Here is a 16,669-nt window from a genome sequence, read left to right on the forward strand (position 1 = left end):
TTCGGTGAGTCGGATACGGGCTTGCGTCACGTATCCGATTGCTCGAAACAACTCTTCGTCGTCACCTTCTGCCAGTACCTGAGAGAGGTACTCACGGATGGCATTCAGATCAACCAGCAGTGCCGTCATTTCAAAATCGGATGTGTTTTGTTCCATCGGTTTGTCTCTGCGTTTCTGCATGAATGTATTCATTCACATGATTGCGAGCAGCCAGATGGAGCCGAAACTGAATGTCGCTGGTTCCTGTACGAGCGTAGGAAGATTCTGCGGCGCCGTCCCGGCCGCCGCAGGTTAAACCCGTCAAGCCTGCGCAGCCGCCGTCACCACCGGCCGTCCCGGCTTGCGCAGCGGATCGAGGCGTGAGCCCTCATAGCGGGTTTCGCGGAAGAACCGCCATTTGCCGAACAGGCAATAGACGTGGGTGACGCGACCCTGTTCGTGGTAGCCCATGCGGATGTGCAGTTTCAGCGCGGGAATGTTGTGGGTTTCGCAGACGTCCACCACCTTGTTGCAACCCTGGGCGGCCATGGCTTCCCAGAGGGCGACCTGCACGTCCACCGACAGGCTGCTGCCGAAGTAGGCGCGAATCATTTCACCGCCGAACTCGAAGAACTCGCCGGGTTTGACCGGGAAGGTGCAGCCGTAATAGTGGCGGTCGTGGTAGTCACGAGTGCTGCCCCAGATAAATCCGACCGCATGGCCGTCGGCGTCCAGGTACATGTGCCCGGTGTGGCCCTCGTTGGCCAGCTCGGCCATGGTCTGCACGCGGTCACCGAAGTGTTTGGCGAACGCGCCGGCATTCTGTGCGGTGATGTCGACCTTGCGCAGGCCGTCGTAGGGGCGCAGCTTGTGCGGCGGTACCGGGCTGACCAGGTCGCGCTCCATCCACAACAGCTCCCAATGGAAGAACACGTAGCGTTTCCACAACGTGCCGAAAGTACGGCCCAGGCCTTTTTGCTTGATACGTTCACGCAGCTTTTCAATGACGCTCATGATGCCCTCCGAGGCCGGAGCCCGGGTGTTGTGGATGACGCTGTTGTGGGTATAGATCAAGCCGGCAAATGCATGTCAAAGCGCCGGCTTTGAAAATATTGCAAGTTGTGTAACGGTTCAGATCGCTTCGGCACCCCGCAAAAAATCCTTGTTCAGATCGGCATAGGAAACCCGTGGAACCCCCGTCAGCCGCTGCTCTAGCAAGCGGCTCAGGGACTCTTCGGGTGGCAGATAGGCGTCGCCGAAATCCGCCCCGAGCTGGTTCGGATGGGCGACGATTTCCAGCACGCCGTCGGTCGGCGCGGGGGCGTTGCGCAGGTCCACCGGGGTGCAGACGTAATCGGCCGTGACCCCGGCCAATCCCTGCAATCGGCGGTTGAGCAACCCCTTGAACAGGCGCTTGGGCAGACTGAGGTTTTGCCCCAGGTTGCGCGCCAGGCGCACGGGCACACCTTGATGGGCGGCGAAGCGCGCGACGATCTCGCCGATCGGCCAGATGTTGTGCACGTGCTGATGCGAATCGAGGTGGCTGGGACGCACGCCGTGATCGACGCAGCGCTGCCACTGCGCCTGCAATTCTTCCTGCACCGCCTCGCGGTCTTCGCGGCTCAGCCACAGGCTGTGGCGAGGCAGGTTGAGGTCGAACACGCCGTGGCTGTCGCAGAAGGTGCGGCGCTCGACAATGGCCCGGCTCAAGGGACGGCCGTAGGTCAGGTTGAAATGCAGGCCGATCCGGCCCTCCAGCAGCGGCAGCCGGGCCATGGCGCAGGCCGCTTCGAACGCCGGCATGTTGGCCATGGCGGTGGCGGAACTGATGACCCCGGCCTGGAACGCACCGAGGATCACCGCGTTTTCGTTCGGGCTCAGGCCGAAATCGTCAGCGTTGACTATGACTTGGCGAGGCATGTTCGCCCTCCTTGGTGGGGTTGATCACAGGTGTCGCAATGACCGCCGCTTTGGCCGCCGCACGCTTCGCCCGCCATTGTTGCAACGCAGGTTTGAGCCGGTGCCAGGCGCGCAGCCCCAGCCCCAGCAACAGACCGCTCGGGCGCCACGAGTAGAAGCTCCAGCGCCAGTGCTCCAGTTGTCCGGTCATGCGTTCGTGCAATTGATGGCTGGAGTTTTCCAGGCTGACCCGCGAGGCATCGATCCAGCGCCAGTTGTCGTCCAGCCCCCAGCGAATCCATTCCTCCAGCAACACCCGGCCGCTGCCCAGATCGGCGTATTGCGGCAGGAAGGCGAGGTTGTAATCGTAGAGCCGGCCTTGTTCGAACAGACCGAGCCGATAGCTGATGCAATGTCCGTCCAGTTCCAGCATCACCACGCGCACCCGATCCGAAGCGGCGAGGGCGGTGAAGGCGTTTTCCATGTAGCGGCGGCTGCGGTCGCTGGCAAAGATTCCGACGCCTTCGTCGCCTTTCCAACTGACCGCTTCGACTTCGCTGATGGCCTGCAACAACGGGCCCATGCTGGTCGCGTCGGGCGTGATCCGTCGGACTTCGGCGCCGCACGCGGCAATCCGCTTGCGCGCCCGGCGCAGTTTGTAGCGCGGATCGCCCGAGACTTCCTGGCGGTCAGCCTCGCTGATCAGGTGCACCGGCACCCGGCAGCTCAAGCGACGTTCGCCGGTGGAGCTGTGGGCCATCCATTCGGTGAGCACGCTTTCGGCGCCGACCGGCTCGGTGATTTCATTGAGTTGCAGCAGGGCGTGGGGCACGCGCTGGCGAATCAGTCGCAGGGCCTGGCGCATGTCTTCGGTGTCCAGCCGTGCTAACAACGCAAGGCGATCGGCCAGTGGATAACCCAGATGATGCACCACCCGAAACGGCACGCCGAACAACCGCTCACGGCTCGCCACCAGCGGCAGGCACAGGCGCAATTCGTCCGCTTCCCAACCCAGCAATACGTGCAGCCGCTCGTGCGTGTCGAGCGCCTGCTCTGCCGCACACAGCCAGTCGAGGCTGTTGAACGGTGTGTGATCCGTCACCCGCAAGCGCAGCGCTTCATAGGCCGCCGCCGGGAAGTCGGGTGCGCACAACGAAGTGCGCCATTCGAATCGCGCCATAGGTTCAGGTCACCGTTGCTGTGACAGGTGGACGGGAAGGTTTGCGCAGTGCCTCCAGGCGCGAGCCGCTGTAGCGGGTTTCGCGGTAGAAGCGCCAGCGGCCGAACAGTTTGTAGATGTTCATGATCCGGCCCTGTTCGGTATAGCCCATGCGCAGGTGCAGCTTGAGCGCCGGGATGTTGTGGAACTCGCAGACGTCGACCACCTTGTCGCAGCCCTGGGCGGCCATGGCTTTCCACAGTTCCAGTTGCAGGTCCACCGACAGTTCGGTGCCCCAATAAGCGCGGGTCAGTTCGCCGCCGAATTCGAAGAACTCGCCGGGTTTCACCGGGAACAGGCAGCCGTAGTAGTGCCGGTCGAAATAGTCTTGAGCGGTGCCCCAGATGAAGGCCACCGCATGGCCCTGATCGTCCAGGTGCATGTGCCCGGTGTGATGTTCCCGGGCCAGTTCGGCCATGGTGCCGACCCGGTCACCGAAGTGGCGGGCGAAGGCGCTGACGTTGCCCGGGGTGATCTTCACCACCCGCAACGGCGGGTAGGGTTTGAGGCTGTGGGGCGGCACTGGACTGACCAGGTCGCGCTCCATCCACAGCAGTTCCTGATGAGAAAAGACGTAGTGCTTCCACACCTTGGCCAAGGTGGCCCGCAGGCCTTTGTGTGTGATGTGATCGCGGATTTTTTGCAGAACATTCATGGTCGTGGCTCCTGATGACGTGTCATCGCGCGGCACAGGCCAGCGCGGCCGGACATCAACGGGGCGGTCATGAGGCGCTCCAGCTCAGGGCAAACAGGGTCTGTCCTGGCAGTTCGAAGCGCACGCGGCCGTCCTGGCAGCGAAATGGTGCGTCGCGGCTGCGGTTGTCGGCGCCGAAGTAGCGCAGCGCGCCGTTGTTCAACGGGCATTTCGCGCCCGCGAGGTCGACATGCTGCAAACGCGTGCCCTTGTTCACGCCGAGCAGCCCGCGCTGATCGTCGCCGGCCATCGCCAGCACATCGACTTCGAACGCATCGTTCTCCAGCCACAGCACGTTGTGCAGCCAGTGCTGCTGGATGAACTGCTGGGCCAGGCCCACCGGTTTCAACTCGAAGCGGTCATCGCCCAGCACCCGCAACATGCCTTTGGGGTATTGCGGCTCATCGGCGGCCTGAAACCAGTTGAGCATGGTCAGCAAACCGTCCTGGGAGGCGTTGATCACCACCGAGGCCCACCACAGCGAGGTGAAATGGGTTTCCTGATCGTAGGGGCTCAGGCTCGAGCCGCTGGACAGGTTGGTCTGATCCAGCAGCAAGGCCTTGCGCGGCTGGCCCTTGGCATCGAAGCCAACCAGATCCGCCGCGCGGCGCACGCTGTCGCGGTACACGCGGGTGGCGAGCAGGTCGCGAATCATCCATTCGTGCCAGGCCAGCGCATCGACCTGATCGGCGGATTCGCTCAGCAGGCGTCGCGCCCAGTCGATGCCACGCTTGTTCGCCGCGTTGTCGGCGAACGGGCCGTTGACCAATCGCGAGCTGGCCGGCATTGCAATGCGCACGCCGGCCTTGGCATTGGCCGGATCGCTGCGCACCTGCCGGGCCATGCTGGTGAAGATCGAACGGTATTGCTCGTAGCTCGAATAATTCAGGTTGGGCTCGTCGGCGAACCCGATGTAGTGCGTGCCTTTGCCGCCCAGCGCCCGGGTGCTGGCGAGCCAGGCGTCGAGGCCGTTGTTGCTTTGCACGTCGGCGCGCAGATCGGCCTGACGCTGACTGCCGGCAAGCAAGGTGATGTCCTGACGAATGCCGAACCGGTCCTGATAGACCTGACGAAACGCATCTTCGAAGTGCGGATTTTTTGCCGTCACGTCGACGAACGTGTAGTAACTGGCGGCCGTCGGTTTCAGTGCATCGAGCACCGGATGACTGGCGGGCGGCGGCATCACGTAGGGCAGGGCGATGCCCAGGTCCGGGGTGCGGCCGAGGACTTTGTCGTGCAGGGTCAGGCGCGTCTGGCCGTCGTCTTCACGCAGCGGTTTGAGCTGTTGCGGATTCTGCGCGAACAGATTGGCCGTGCCGTCGAGCCAGAACGCCGCTTTGCCGCTGCCTTGCAAACGCAGGCGCCAGACCTGCTCGCGCTGACTGACGGGCAGCGCGAGCTGATCGAACTGCCAATAGGCGCGATAGGGTTTGAGCGCCAATGTCAGAGGCTGTCCATCGCCGACCCGCTGCGCTTGCAGGGCGCTGACCCCGCCGTGAAACTTGCCCGCCAATATCGCGTGCTCACCGGCGGCGACCTTGAAATACAGTTCATCGCCATTACGGGTTTCTGCACTGAAATGCACCTTGGCCGGGGCAAACAGCGCCACGGTGGTTTCGTCGTGTTCGACCCGGTAACTGCGGAAGCTGTAGCCGGGGATCTCCAGCTGATAACTCGCGGCGCCCGGCGCCAACGGCCAGCTCTGGCTGCCACGGGTTTCACTGGCCTTGATGAAGCGCTCGCCCTGCAATTGGCCCCGGCCGTCGAGCAGGTAAATGTGCTCTTCGTTGGCCTCCGCCTGCCACGCCGGCGCCCAGCGCACGGTCACCGTGTCGGGGCGATCCGCTTGCAGGTACAGACTGCCGTCGCGAATGTCGCCCCAACGCATAGACGCCGCGAAGGCGTCCAGCGACAGGCCGAGACCGAGCAGCAGGGCCAGGCCTTTCATGCTGCCTTCCGACGCTGCAACATCAGCCACATCGGCGTGAGGTCGCTGGGCAGAATGATCAGGGTTTGCCAGAACGCCACGCCGCTCAGCCGGCAGTACAACACCAGCATCGCCACGGTCACCGCCAGATAGGCAATCGACGAAGCCGCCGCCGCGCCGACGATGCCGTAGGCCGGAATCAGCAGCAGATTCAGCGCAAGGTTGAGCAGCGCGCCAAGCCCCATCATCAACGACACCGTGCCGGGACGGTTCTTGCCGATCAGGTCGAGGCGCAGGATGCTCGCGTAACACAGGCCCAGCAGCCCCGGCAGTAACGCCAGCAGCGCCGGATACGCCGGTTGGTAGGCGACGCCGAACAGGGTGACGATCAGCCATTCGCCGATCACGGCCATGGTCAGGCAGGCGCCGAGCATCACCGTGGCGGTCAGGCGCAGCGCCAGCGGGGTGACCTTGTCCATGCCTTCGTCCTGTTGCAGCAGGCGTTTCATCAGCGGTGTGGTCACCGCTTCCGGAACGATCAGCAGCAATTCGGCGGCGGCGCTGGCCATCGCGTAATGCCCGAGGGCGGTGCTGCCGAGCAGGGCGCCGATGAACAGGTAATCGGAACGCAGGATCACTTGCTGGAACAGCAGGTCCGGGTGGCTGCGGGCACTGAAGCGCAGCAGTTCGTTCTGGCTGGCGCGATCCCATTGCAGTTGCAACGGCTGCGCGCGTTTGAGCCAGACCCAACCGGCCAGCACCACCAGACTGATGCCGGCCAGCCAACTGATCAGCGCCGCTTCCAGGGCCGCTTCTTTCCACATCCAGAACAGCGCGAGAAACAGCAACAGCGGCGCCAGGGATTCCACCAGTCGCAAGGCATTGAACGCGACCACGCCGCCGGACGCATTGTGTAAGGTCAGCAGGCCGCTTTTGAGCACGGTCAACGGCACCGCCAGCAGCAACAGCCACGCCAGCAGACCGAGCTGCATCGTCACGTCCAGTTCACTGCCGAACTCGCGCACCAGTGCCACAACCAACAAGGTCAGCAGACCCGCCAGCAGACAACCGAACACCAGCACCTGCGCGAGTAACAAACCCATCGGCCGTTGCTTGGCCGCCTGATAACCGACCGCCGAATTAAGGCCGCCGCTGGTGGCCGCGCTGATCAGGTCCGGCAGAGTGCTGAGCAGGGCGAACAGGCCCCGTTCGCTGGGGCCGAGAATCCGCGCCAGCAGCACATTCCTCAGCAGGCGCAGGGCGATCATCGCCAGTTTGGTGCCCATGCTCAGCGCCAGGTGTTTGAGGTAGTTGCCTCGGCTCATGGCCGCGCTCCACGGTAGATCCGCCACGACAGCAGTTGCGGATTGCGCGCGGTACGCTGACTGACTCCGAATCGCGGCAGGTTCAGCGGATCGCCGGTGCCGCGATAGATGCCGCTGCCGGTACCGAGGGCGAACGGGTAATCGTGATGGGCGATCTGTTCGCGCACCCGCTCGTCGTTGTCGCCGTTGGGGTAGCAATACACCGGCAGCGGCCGGTTGCAGCCATTGAGCAGGGCATCGCGGCTGCGGCTGATTTCTTCGCTCAGGCGCACATCGTCAAGGCCGGTGAGGATGGCGTGACTGGCGCCGTGGGGGCCGAAACGCACCAGCCCCGACGCTTCCATCGCCCGCACCTGATGCCAGTCCAGCGCTTGTGGCAACGACTCCTGCGGACACTCGTCGGTCAGGCGTTCGAGTCTCTTCGGATCGAGCGCCTTGAGGCTTTGCAGATAATGCAACAGGGTCAGACTGCGGCGATCCACATCAATGTCGTCCAGCAGCACTGGCAACGGCTGGCCGGCGGCACGCAGGCATTCGATCAGGTGCGTGCGGGATTTTTCACCATGACTGCCCCACAGGGTTTCGCCGATGCTTTCCCACCAGAAGCGCTGGCGGCTGCCGATGAAATCGGTGGAGAGAAAAATGCTCGCCGGCACCTGATGTTTCTGCAGCAGCGGGAAGGCGTTGGCGGCGTTGTCGCGCCAGCCGTCGTCGAAGGTCAATGCCACTTGCGGACGCTCGGTGCGCAAGGCATTGGGTTGCAGGATCTCCATCAGCGGCACGCAATCGAAATGCTTGCGCAACCACACCAGCAAGTGTTCGAAGGCCTTGGGCCCGACGCACAGTTCGTTGCGGTGCGGCAGGTCGGCGGCGCGGTCGTTGGACAGCACCCGGTGGAGCATCAGGATCACGCCGGCGCCGTGCAGCTGGTTGCGCCCCACGGACGAGTTGAGATAGAGCCAGCCGCTGGTGCGTTTAATCAGTTGCTTGATCGCCATGGCTCGATCCCTCTCAACGGTTTTGGTCAGGGTTCCACTGGGCATAACGCTGGCCGCGAAGAAACTGCCACAGGCCGATGCTCATGCCCGCCAGTGTCACCAGCAGGAACGCCGCAAGGCGGAACGGCTTGGGCAAGCGGTGTTGCGAATCCAGCAGGCCGGCAATCGCGATGGCATAGCCGACCACTTGCGCGATCAGGCTCAGGCGATAGAAACCGTGCTCTTGCCACAGCCAGAAATTGCTCAGCAGCAGCGGCAGCAACAGGATCGGCGCCAGGCGCCGGATCAACTTGTGGCTGATCAGCGCAATCGAATACAGCCCATGCTTGAACGGATTGAGCAGCTCGCTGCGTTGCGCCAGGCTTTGCAGGCCGCCGACGGTGACCCGCTGGCGCCGGCGGAATTGCTTGTCGGCTTCGTCCACGCCGTGGTCGATCACTTGCGCTTCGGGCACGTAGACGATGCGTTTGAATTTCACTGGCGCACAGGTGCTGATGAAGAAGTCGTCGTTGACCTCGGCCGGCACGTTCTCGAACAGTTCGCGGCGCAGGGCGAGCAGGGCGCCGTCGGCGGAGACCATGCAGCCGGTACGGTTCTCGACCCGACGCAACCAGCCTTCGTAGTGCCGATAAAGGCTGTCGCCGATGCTCAGTCCGCCACCGGTGACCGGAATCACCATGTGCCCGGCGCAGGCGCCGACCTGCGAATCGCTCAGGGGCGCCAGCAGGTAGCCGAGGGTTTCCCGCGACCATTGGTTGTCAGCGTCGGTGAACACCAGAATGTCGCCCGTAGCCAGCGCCGCGCCGGCATTCAGCGTGGCGGCCTTGCCCTGGCGGGGCAGGTCGAGCACGGTGATTCGCGGGTCGACAACCTTGTGCGCACAGGCCACGGTGTCGTCAGTGGAACCGTCGCTGGCCAGAATGATTTGCAGGGTCGCCGGCTGATAATCCTGGGACAGCAGCGAGCGCAGCTTGTGTTCGATGTGCCGCGCCTCGTTGTGGGCGGCGATGACGATGCTGACGTTCAGCGGCGGTGCCGGGCTATGGCGCCACGCCGGAAACAGCGGCGCGAGCAGCGTCAGCAGCAGCGGGTAGCCGACATAGGCGTAGGCCGGCAGCAGCAGGCACATCCAGAAAATGAATTCAGCCACGGGCAGGCCTCCTGGCGTTCCAATGACACAGACTGAGAATGAACGCGGCGCCCGCCAGGTGCAGGCGCAGCCAGTGCAGGCCCCACAGTTGCAGGGTCAGGCAGACGTTGTGGTGCTTGGCGCTCTGGCGCACGCTGAGCACCAGCCCCGGCACCAGCGTCAGCATCACCATGATCACGGCGTGATGGGGAAAGCCGTCGAGCAGCGCGGAGATCGCCAGGAAATCGAGAATCCAGACCAGGATCGACAGCATCGGAAACCGCAACAGGCGCAGGCTGAAACCGTGACTGCGCAGCAGTTGCAGGTGGCTGCCCTGACGCCACAGTTCCTTGCCCATCCACTCGCGCCAGTTCATTTCGTAACCCCAGTGCAGGGCCACGCTTTCATTGATCGAGAGCAGCCGCGCGCCGTGTTCGCGCAGGCGCAGGGTGAATTCCTTGTCTTCGCCGGTGCGCAGGGTTTCGTTGAAACCGCCGACCTTGTCGAACCAGCGCCGGCGCATCAGCAGGTTGGCACTGGGCAGCCAGTCGACGACATGGCTGGTGTGCGTGGTCGGGCGCAAGGTGCGGCGCTGCCATGCAGTGGCGTACCACGGTGCGGCGGCGGGAGTGTGCAGGTCGAGACCGAAGACATCGGCCTGGCCACTGGCTTCGATGTCGAACAATGGGCGTAGCCAGTCTTCCGGCATTTCGATGTCGGCATCGATGAACGCCAGCCATTCCCCGGTGGCGATGGCGGTGCCACGATTGCGCAACGCGCCGATCAGCAGGCCTGGCATCACCAGTACGTGGGCGCCGAACTGCCGGGCGATCTGCGGCCCTTCGTCACTCGATCCGTTGTCGACGACAATCAGTTCACACTCGACATCCGCCGCGTGCGCCGCTTTTTGCGCGGCCAGCAAGGTGCGGCCAATGTGCCGGGCCTCGTTGTACATCGGAATGACGATACTGATCCGGCTCATGTCCTGCTCTCCGTCAGCGGTGCCTGCTCGGCTTTGAGGCGCAAGACGCTGGTCATGGCGAGCATGATCCACACGTATTTCTGATTCGGCGCGCTGAGGAACATCAGGAACAGCGTCAGCGACAGAAAACTCACCCCCAGATGGGTCATCAGATCCGCCTGTTGCCAGTCACGCCGCAACATCCACGCCTTGCGCGCCCGCATCAGGTTGTACAGACCCAGCGCGAGCATGCCGACGAACATCAGGCCGGCAGGAACCCCCAGCTCACTGAAGATTTCCAGGTAGGTGTTATGCGCCCGGCGATACAGGTCGCCGATCTTGCGGTTGGCGGAAAACGCCTTGGCGTAGCCGGTGGTGGCGTAGTGCAGCGGAAAGGTGCCGGGGCCGGAACCGAGCAGCGGGTTCTCGCGGATCATCTGGCCACCGACCACGATGTACGAGGCACGGCGACCGAGGGATTCGTCGTTGTGGCCCTTGGCGCCGGCGCTCAACACGCTGAGGGACTGGATGCGCGCAATGTAACCGGCGGGCATCGCGTAGATCGCCAGCGGAATCACGATCGCCGCGCCGAGCATGGCAAACCCCAGATGACGCGGGCGAATCCGCGCCAGTTGCGCGCGGTAGTGCCAGCAACCGATCACCAGACTCAAGGCCAGCACCACCAGCCCGGAGCGCGATTCGGTCTTGGTCATGCCGCCGAGCAACAGCAGGCAGCAACCGCCCCAGAACAGGCGATGCAACAGGTTCGGGCTGCGGATCACCAGCAGCAGCCCCAGCGGAATGGCGAAGGCGATGAGCAGGGCGAAAGCGTTGGGGTCTTCGAGCAGGCCGGCGGCGCGGCCCTGATCCTGGAATTTGGTGGAGAACATGGCCATGGCGCAGGTCGTGCTGACGGCCAGGGTCACCAGCCGGGCGAACAGGTCGAGGTTCAACTCGCGGCCGATCAGCAGGGTGATGACAAACAGAATCAGGCCAACGCTGATTTCCCGCAGATGACCGAGCGACATGCCCATGTCATCGGTGTTGAGCAGGCTCAGAAAGTACAGAACCATGAAGGCGATCAGGAAGCGCCAGATATTGCTGCGCAGGCGATCCGAGGGAATCTGGTGCATCGCCAGTTGCAGCATCAGGATCACCGCCAGCGAAGCGCCGATCAGCTTGCTGCCCGACAGTGAACTGTCCTTGAAGAAACCCTCGAACGGCACCAGGGCGGCGATACCGAGCAGGCCCCAGGTCGGTTTGCGGTACAGCACTGCGAATCCGACCAGGCCGATGACTGCGCCTGGCGCCAGATAGGGCCAGGGACTGGCCAGCAGAGCGATGCAGGCCAGCCCCAGCAGACTGACGATCGAGAGCGGGAAAATCATGCGCGTGCCTCCCGTGCCGTGCGGATGTACAGCTGCGACCAGCGTTCGGCCAGGGCCTTGAGGTCGTAGCGGTCCTGTTGCGTGCGTTTTGCGTTGTCGCGCAGTTGCCGCGCGAGGCCAGGCTCGGACAGCAACGTGTCGAGCTGGCGGGCGAGGGCGGCGCTGTCGGTGGGGGCCGCAAGCAAACCGTTGTGGCGATGCTCCAGCACGTCGGGAATTCCGCCGACGCCGAACGCCACCACCGGCACCCCGGCTTGCATCGCTTCCAGCAGAATCATCGGCGTGCCTTCGGTGCGCGAGCTGATCACCAGCGCATCCAGTTGCTGCCACCAGGGGCGCATGTCGGTCTGGTAACCCGGCAGGCGGATGCGCTGCTGCAAACCGGCGGCGTCGATCCGCGATTGCAAGTCTTCGCGTTCCGGGCCGTCGCCGAGCATCACCGCGTCGAGTTGCGGGTGCTGGTGACATAGCGGGATCAGCGCGTCGAGAAACAGATCCGGGCCTTTCTCACTGCTCAAACGCCCGACGTAACCGGCGAGCCAGCGTGGTCCTGGGGCATCGCAAGGCAGGGCGGCCGCTGCCGGCAATCCGTTGGGGATCACCTGCAATTTTTCCGGGCGTACGCTGGCCTGACGGTGCAGCACCGCGATGCTTTCGGCGACACACACCACCCGATCCACCGACGCCGTGCGGCACAGTTGCAGGCTCAGCCAGGTGTAGAACTTCTGCTTGCGGCTGCGCGGGGTGAAGCCGTGTTGGGTGATGACCAGCGGCAGGCGCAACAGCGTGGCGCCGACCCAACCGAACAACAGCCCTTTGAAATTGTGCGTGTTGATCAACGGACGTTCGCTCCGGCGCTGACGCAGGTGCCGCAGCAGGGCAGCGAGCCCTGCGCAGCCTTGTGCGTCGACGCCAGCCTCGCGAAAGCGCGCGATCAGTTCCGGCGGCGCATCGAGGAACAGCACCTGGTGCTGCCCCGGTGTCGCCAGGCAATGATCGAGCAACATCCGCTCGGCCCCGTAGAAGCCGCCGCTGCTGAGCAAATGCATGATCGGCAGGGCGGCGTTCTGGGTAGGGGACGTGTTCAATTGCGCACCCAGTGCACAAAGCTCGGCACGGTCCAGTTCTTGTGCGGGTTGCTCGGCTGCGCGTTCTGGTCGTTGATCACCAGCAGCACCGGCAGGCCCAGCTCGTGGCTGATTTGCGCCGGGTGTTTGAAGCGGTGATCGAAGAACTCACGCACGTAGACCAGTGCAATCGCCAGCAACAGACCGGTGAACAGCCCGAACGGAATGATCAGCATCGGCTTGGGGAACGCCGGTTCGGTCGGTTCGAACGGCGGGCTCAACACCCGGGCGTTGGACAGGTCATCGCTCAGCGAACGGGTGGTGCTGCTTTCGGCAAAACGCTGGGCGTAGGTCGAGAACGCGGCGTGCAGGGCATCGATCTCGGTGTCCATCTGCCGCAGCTTGCTCTGGGTTTGCTGCAGCTCGTGGATACGGTTCTTGAACTCGGAGATGCGCGCGGTTTTCTGATCGATCACCTGCTGGACCACCGCCAGATCGTTGGTGCGTTCCTGGATACGGTTGCTCACCACCTTGAGAAACTGCTGGCGGGTGCGGGCAATCTGCTCGCGGGTCAGCAACATCGGTTCGCTGCCCGGCTGGAACACCGCCAGATCGTTCATGTAACGGCTGACCTGGGTGGTCAGTTGCTCGCCCATCTGTTTGATTTCCCGATCCTCGAACGCCACGTTGTCGACCGTGGTGGTGAAGGTGTAGGGGAAGGTGTAGTCGTTGAGTTTGCTGTTACTGGCGGCGGCCAGCGCGGTCTTCAGGTACTCGAGCCAGCGCTGGCTTTGCAGCAGGCGGTCGCGATACAGGTTCAGCGCCTGCTCTTCGGTGTTGATCGCGTTGAGGCGGAAGGTGATTTCCTCCTTCGGATCCGACGCGCCGACACTTTCCAGCAACGCCTGGCGATTGCCTTCCAATCCATCGAGACGCACCTGATACAGGTGTTTCTTGGTTTCGTAGAACGATTGCGGCAGGTCGATCGATTGCAGCGCCTGACGGCTCACCAGATAGTTTTGCAGCAGGGCAGAGACGAAGGTCGTGCCTTGATGCGGATCGGGGAAGCTGTAGATGATCGAGATCACGTTGGAACCAGGCAGGGTCTCGATTTTCAGGCTGTCTATCGCATCCTGGGTCAGCGCATCGAGCGCGGTGTCGCGCACCGGATCGGTCTCAAGCCCCAAGGTGTTGCGCACGGGGTTAATCACGTACTGGCGCAGCGGCGAACTGATGTAGCGCTTGAACGGCTCGCTCACCAGTTTGCTGAACATGCCCGGTGAAGGCGTGTATTCGCCCTTGTCACGCAACTCGCTGATGGTCTGACGGATCAGCGCCGGCGAACGCAGGATGTTGCTCTCGGTTTCCATGTCCGCCAGCGATGGCGGGATGAAGGTGGCGTTGTCCACGGTCAGCGACGTGGTGGCGTCGCCCTGCGACAGTTTTTTCGACTGCACGATCACCTGAGCGGTGATATCGAAGCTCTGTTTGAGCAGCAGCGGCAGCACCAGCGCGATCACTGCGAAGATCAGGAAGACCCGTTTCACCAGTTGCTTGTTGGCGAAGAAGATCCTGAAGAACTCATGCAGGTAGTTTTCCTTTGGGTTCATGTCGGTCACCTGAGCTTCAGTTGCTGTCACTGTCTTTGTTGTCGACGCGGTAGCCGAAGCTGAAGCCCACGCCCTGGAACAGCACCACGTCGGCCAGTTGCCGGGCGAGTTCGCCGGCGCTGGCCAGTTTGGTTTTCGGCACATACAGCATGTCGTCCGGTTGCAGGTAGGCGATTTGCGGCGCCTCGCCCGACAACGCTTTCTCGACGTCGTACCGCACCGCCTGCACCTGATTGCCGTTGCGCCGCATGATCATCACCGAATCGAGCCGCGCCTTGACGTTGGTGCCGCGGGCCAGGGTCAGCGCCTCAAGCACCGACACCGGCCGGCGGATCGGGTAGGAACCCGGCTGGCCGACTTCACCCAGCACATAGATTTCGTTGCCGGCGGTGGACTTGAGCAGCACGTCCACGGTCATGCGGCCCGGCAGTTGCGCGTACTTTTTGTTGAGGAAGGCTTCGAGCTGGTTCACGGTCATGCCTTGCAGCGGCACCGCGCCGATTTCCGGGAAGCTCGCGTAGCCGTCGGTGCCGACGGTGATCTCGCGGCTCATGCCGGTGGCCGGGTGGTTGAGGGCGCTTTTCAGGTTCTGCTCGTTGGTCAGCGGGCTGATGATCTGCACCGTCAACTGATTGCGGTTGGGCTGGAACAACTGTTTGCGTTGATAGGCGCGCTGGATTTCCTGGCGCGCTTCTTCGCTGGTCAGCCCGGCGATTTTCACCGAGGTGTTGGCGCCCGGCAGTTCGATGGTGCCGTCCGGCAGCACCAACTGGTTGCCATTGAGCTGGCTGGCAGCAGTGAAGTTAAGGCCGATCTGGTCCCCCGACTGCACGCGATAAGCGTCCGAGCCGCTGGTGCTGATGTGGAAGATCACGTCCAGCACATCCTGCGGGCGCAGGGTCTGCTCGACCTTCGGCATGTCGGTGGCCTGGGCGTTGGCCGGGGTAGCGGTGAGAATATTCACCGGCATGTTCTGGGTTTCGGAGGTGCTCGAGCAGCCTGCAAGCGGCAGCATCAGCAGCACAAGAATCCTGGCGTTCATGGCGTCATCCTTTGCGGTTGCTTACAGGTTTTTGTAGAGCCATTTAGGCATGTAGTACTTGCGTCGGTTGAACACGCTGCCGACCACTTTCGCCCCGGCCTGGGTCAAGCGCTGCACCGCCGCCTGGGCAACTTCCCAGCGAGTGTCTTCGGCGCGTACCACGAACACCACGCCGTCGACCTGGGTGCTGATGACCAGCGTGTCGGCCGCCGAATACACCGCGTCGCCGTCGATCACTACAAAGCGGTACTGGCTGCCCAGTTGATCGAGCAACGGGCTCAGACGCTCGGCGGTCAGGTGCTCCAGGGTGCGGATCGGCCGGCCGTTGGGCAGCACATGGAATGGCAGGCTCGACACCTGCACCACGCAGTCCTGCAACAGCGGCGGGTTGTCCGGGTTGAACAACAGGTCGCGCAGGCCGCGCTCCTTGCTCAGGTTCAGTTGCTGGGTCAGGTTGCTCGCCGACTGGCTGGCGTCGACGTACAACACCTGGCCGCTGCTCATCTGCGCCAGTTGACTGGCCATGGCCAGGGCGCTGGTGGTGGTGCCGGCGCCGGGGTTGGCGGCGGTCAGGAACAGGATCCGCAGATCCAGGTCCAGCACGGTCGAGGTCAGGTTCGACTCGCTGGGGCTGGCGATGCTCAGGCTTTTGTTGGTTGAACCGTCCATTAGCTTGCTCCGTGGCCGCTGAATACTTTGAAGGGGGTTTTCAACAGAATCTTCAGATCAAGCAGTAGGCTCTGCTCGGCGATATAGCTGAGGTCCAACTCAACGCGCTGGTCGAAGTCGATATTGCTGCGTCCGGAGATCTGCCACAGGCCGGTCATGCCGGGGTAGATCGCCAGACGCGCGAGGTGACTGTCCTTGTAGCGGTAGGTGTTGAACGAGGTCGGGCGAGGGCCGACCAGGCGCATGTCGCCGGTCACTACGTTGATCAGGTTGGGCAGCTCGTCGAGGCTGGTGCGCCGCAGGAAGCCGCCAATCCCGGTGATGCGCGGGTCCTGGTCGATCTTGAAGTCGATGGCGTCGGCACCGTGCTTGTTCAGGTGGCGCAGCGACTCTTTGAGCTCTTCGGCATTGGCGACCATGGTCCGGAACTTGTACATGCCGAACTTGCGGCCGCGATAGCCGGTGCGTTTCTGCACGAACATTACCGGGCCTTTGCTGGTGAACTTGATGGCCAGCGCCAGACCGATCAGCAGCGGCGAAATCATCAGCAGAATCATCAGGGCGCCGAGACAGGCGACCACCCTATTGGTGCGCGATAGTTGCCACGGCCGGCCACCTTCTCGACCGGTCATCCAGCCCTGGCCCTGGCGGTGGATCGCCGCGTCGAGGCGCATTCGCTGTTCCGGATCCATGCGTTTGTCACGCACCAGTTGTTGGATCGGTATACCTTTCTCAAGTCCAGTCATGGAGTCCTCCGCTGAT

15 protein-coding genes and 1 pseudogene are annotated in these 16,669 nt (G+C 63.2%); all 16 read right to left on the reverse strand.

Annotation, left to right across the window (positions count from 1 at the left end):
• Positions 1–15: 15 nt before the first annotated feature.
• Positions 16–156, reverse strand: a pseudogene (locus PDR5_RS30460) (addiction module antidote protein); the annotation flags it as partial.
• A 144-nt stretch (positions 157–300) separates the two neighbouring features.
• Positions 301–993, reverse strand: a complete 693-nt coding sequence (locus PDR5_RS10720; protein ID WP_064595193.1) for a GNAT family N-acetyltransferase — start codon at positions 991–993, stop codon at positions 301–303.
• A gap of 117 nt (positions 994–1,110) precedes the next feature.
• Positions 1,111–1,899: a ChbG/HpnK family deacetylase gene (locus tag PDR5_RS10725; RefSeq protein ID WP_064595195.1), complete on the reverse strand. Its 789-nt coding sequence runs from the start codon at positions 1,897–1,899 to the stop codon at positions 1,111–1,113.
• The gene (locus PDR5_RS10730) at positions 1,871–3,058 is read right to left on the reverse strand and encodes a GNAT family N-acetyltransferase (RefSeq protein WP_064595197.1); all 1,188 of its coding nucleotides are present in this window, start codon (positions 3,056–3,058) and stop codon (positions 1,871–1,873) included. Before PDR5_RS10730 ends, PDR5_RS10725 begins: the two co-directional genes overlap by 29 nt.
• 4 nt (positions 3,059–3,062) lie before the next feature.
• Positions 3,063–3,752, reverse strand: a complete 690-nt coding sequence (locus tag PDR5_RS10735; RefSeq protein ID WP_064595200.1) for a GNAT family N-acetyltransferase — start codon at positions 3,750–3,752, stop codon at positions 3,063–3,065.
• A 67-nt stretch (positions 3,753–3,819) separates the two neighbouring features.
• Entirely contained in the window at positions 3,820–5,739 is a 1,920-nt protein-coding gene (locus tag PDR5_RS10740; RefSeq protein ID WP_064595202.1) for a hypothetical protein, read from the reverse strand.
• The gene (locus PDR5_RS10745) at positions 5,736–7,043 is read right to left on the reverse strand and encodes a lipopolysaccharide biosynthesis protein (RefSeq protein WP_064595205.1); all 1,308 of its coding nucleotides are present in this window, start codon (positions 7,041–7,043) and stop codon (positions 5,736–5,738) included. Before PDR5_RS10745 ends, PDR5_RS10740 begins: the two co-directional genes overlap by 4 nt.
• On the reverse strand, positions 7,040–8,041 hold the full coding sequence (locus tag PDR5_RS10750) for a polysaccharide deacetylase family protein (protein WP_064595208.1): 1,002 nt from the start codon (positions 8,039–8,041) through the stop codon (positions 7,040–7,042). Before PDR5_RS10750 ends, PDR5_RS10745 begins: the two co-directional genes overlap by 4 nt.
• 13 nt (positions 8,042–8,054) lie before the next feature.
• Positions 8,055–9,191, reverse strand: a complete 1,137-nt coding sequence (locus PDR5_RS10755) for a glycosyltransferase (protein ID WP_064595211.1) — start codon at positions 9,189–9,191, stop codon at positions 8,055–8,057.
• On the reverse strand, positions 9,184–10,152 hold the full coding sequence (locus PDR5_RS10760) for a glycosyltransferase (protein WP_064595215.1): 969 nt from the start codon (positions 10,150–10,152) through the stop codon (positions 9,184–9,186). Before PDR5_RS10760 ends, PDR5_RS10755 begins: the two co-directional genes overlap by 8 nt.
• Positions 10,149–11,519 carry an O-antigen ligase family protein gene (locus PDR5_RS10765; protein ID WP_064595218.1) on the reverse strand — a complete coding sequence of 457 codons (1,371 nt, stop codon included), beginning with the start codon at positions 11,517–11,519 and terminating at the stop codon, positions 10,149–10,151. Before PDR5_RS10765 ends, PDR5_RS10760 begins: the two co-directional genes overlap by 4 nt.
• Positions 11,516–12,568: a glycosyltransferase family 4 protein gene (locus tag PDR5_RS10770; RefSeq protein WP_172829523.1), complete on the reverse strand. Its 1,053-nt coding sequence runs from the start codon at positions 12,566–12,568 to the stop codon at positions 11,516–11,518. The genes PDR5_RS10765 and PDR5_RS10770 overlap by 4 nt, the downstream gene beginning before the upstream one ends.
• 35 nt (positions 12,569–12,603) lie before the next feature.
• Positions 12,604–14,196: a GumC family protein gene (locus tag PDR5_RS10775; protein WP_064595227.1), complete on the reverse strand. Its 1,593-nt coding sequence runs from the start codon at positions 14,194–14,196 to the stop codon at positions 12,604–12,606.
• A 16-nt stretch (positions 14,197–14,212) separates the two neighbouring features.
• Positions 14,213–15,238, reverse strand: coding sequence for a polysaccharide biosynthesis/export family protein (locus PDR5_RS10780; RefSeq protein WP_039767762.1), 1,026 nt, complete (start codon positions 15,236–15,238; stop codon positions 14,213–14,215).
• A 21-nt stretch (positions 15,239–15,259) separates the two neighbouring features.
• Positions 15,260–15,907 carry a CpsD/CapB family tyrosine-protein kinase gene (locus PDR5_RS10785; RefSeq protein WP_039767764.1) on the reverse strand — a complete coding sequence of 216 codons (648 nt, stop codon included), beginning with the start codon at positions 15,905–15,907 and terminating at the stop codon, positions 15,260–15,262.
• On the reverse strand, positions 15,907–16,653 hold the full coding sequence (locus PDR5_RS10790; protein ID WP_039767766.1) for a sugar transferase: 747 nt from the start codon (positions 16,651–16,653) through the stop codon (positions 15,907–15,909). Before PDR5_RS10790 ends, PDR5_RS10785 begins: the two co-directional genes overlap by 1 nt.
• Between the last annotated feature and the right edge of the window lie 16 nt (positions 16,654–16,669).

The organism is Pseudomonas sp. DR 5-09 (genome assembly GCF_001655595.1).
GTDB classification, from domain to species: domain Bacteria; phylum Pseudomonadota; class Gammaproteobacteria; order Pseudomonadales; family Pseudomonadaceae; genus Aquipseudomonas; species Aquipseudomonas pharyngis.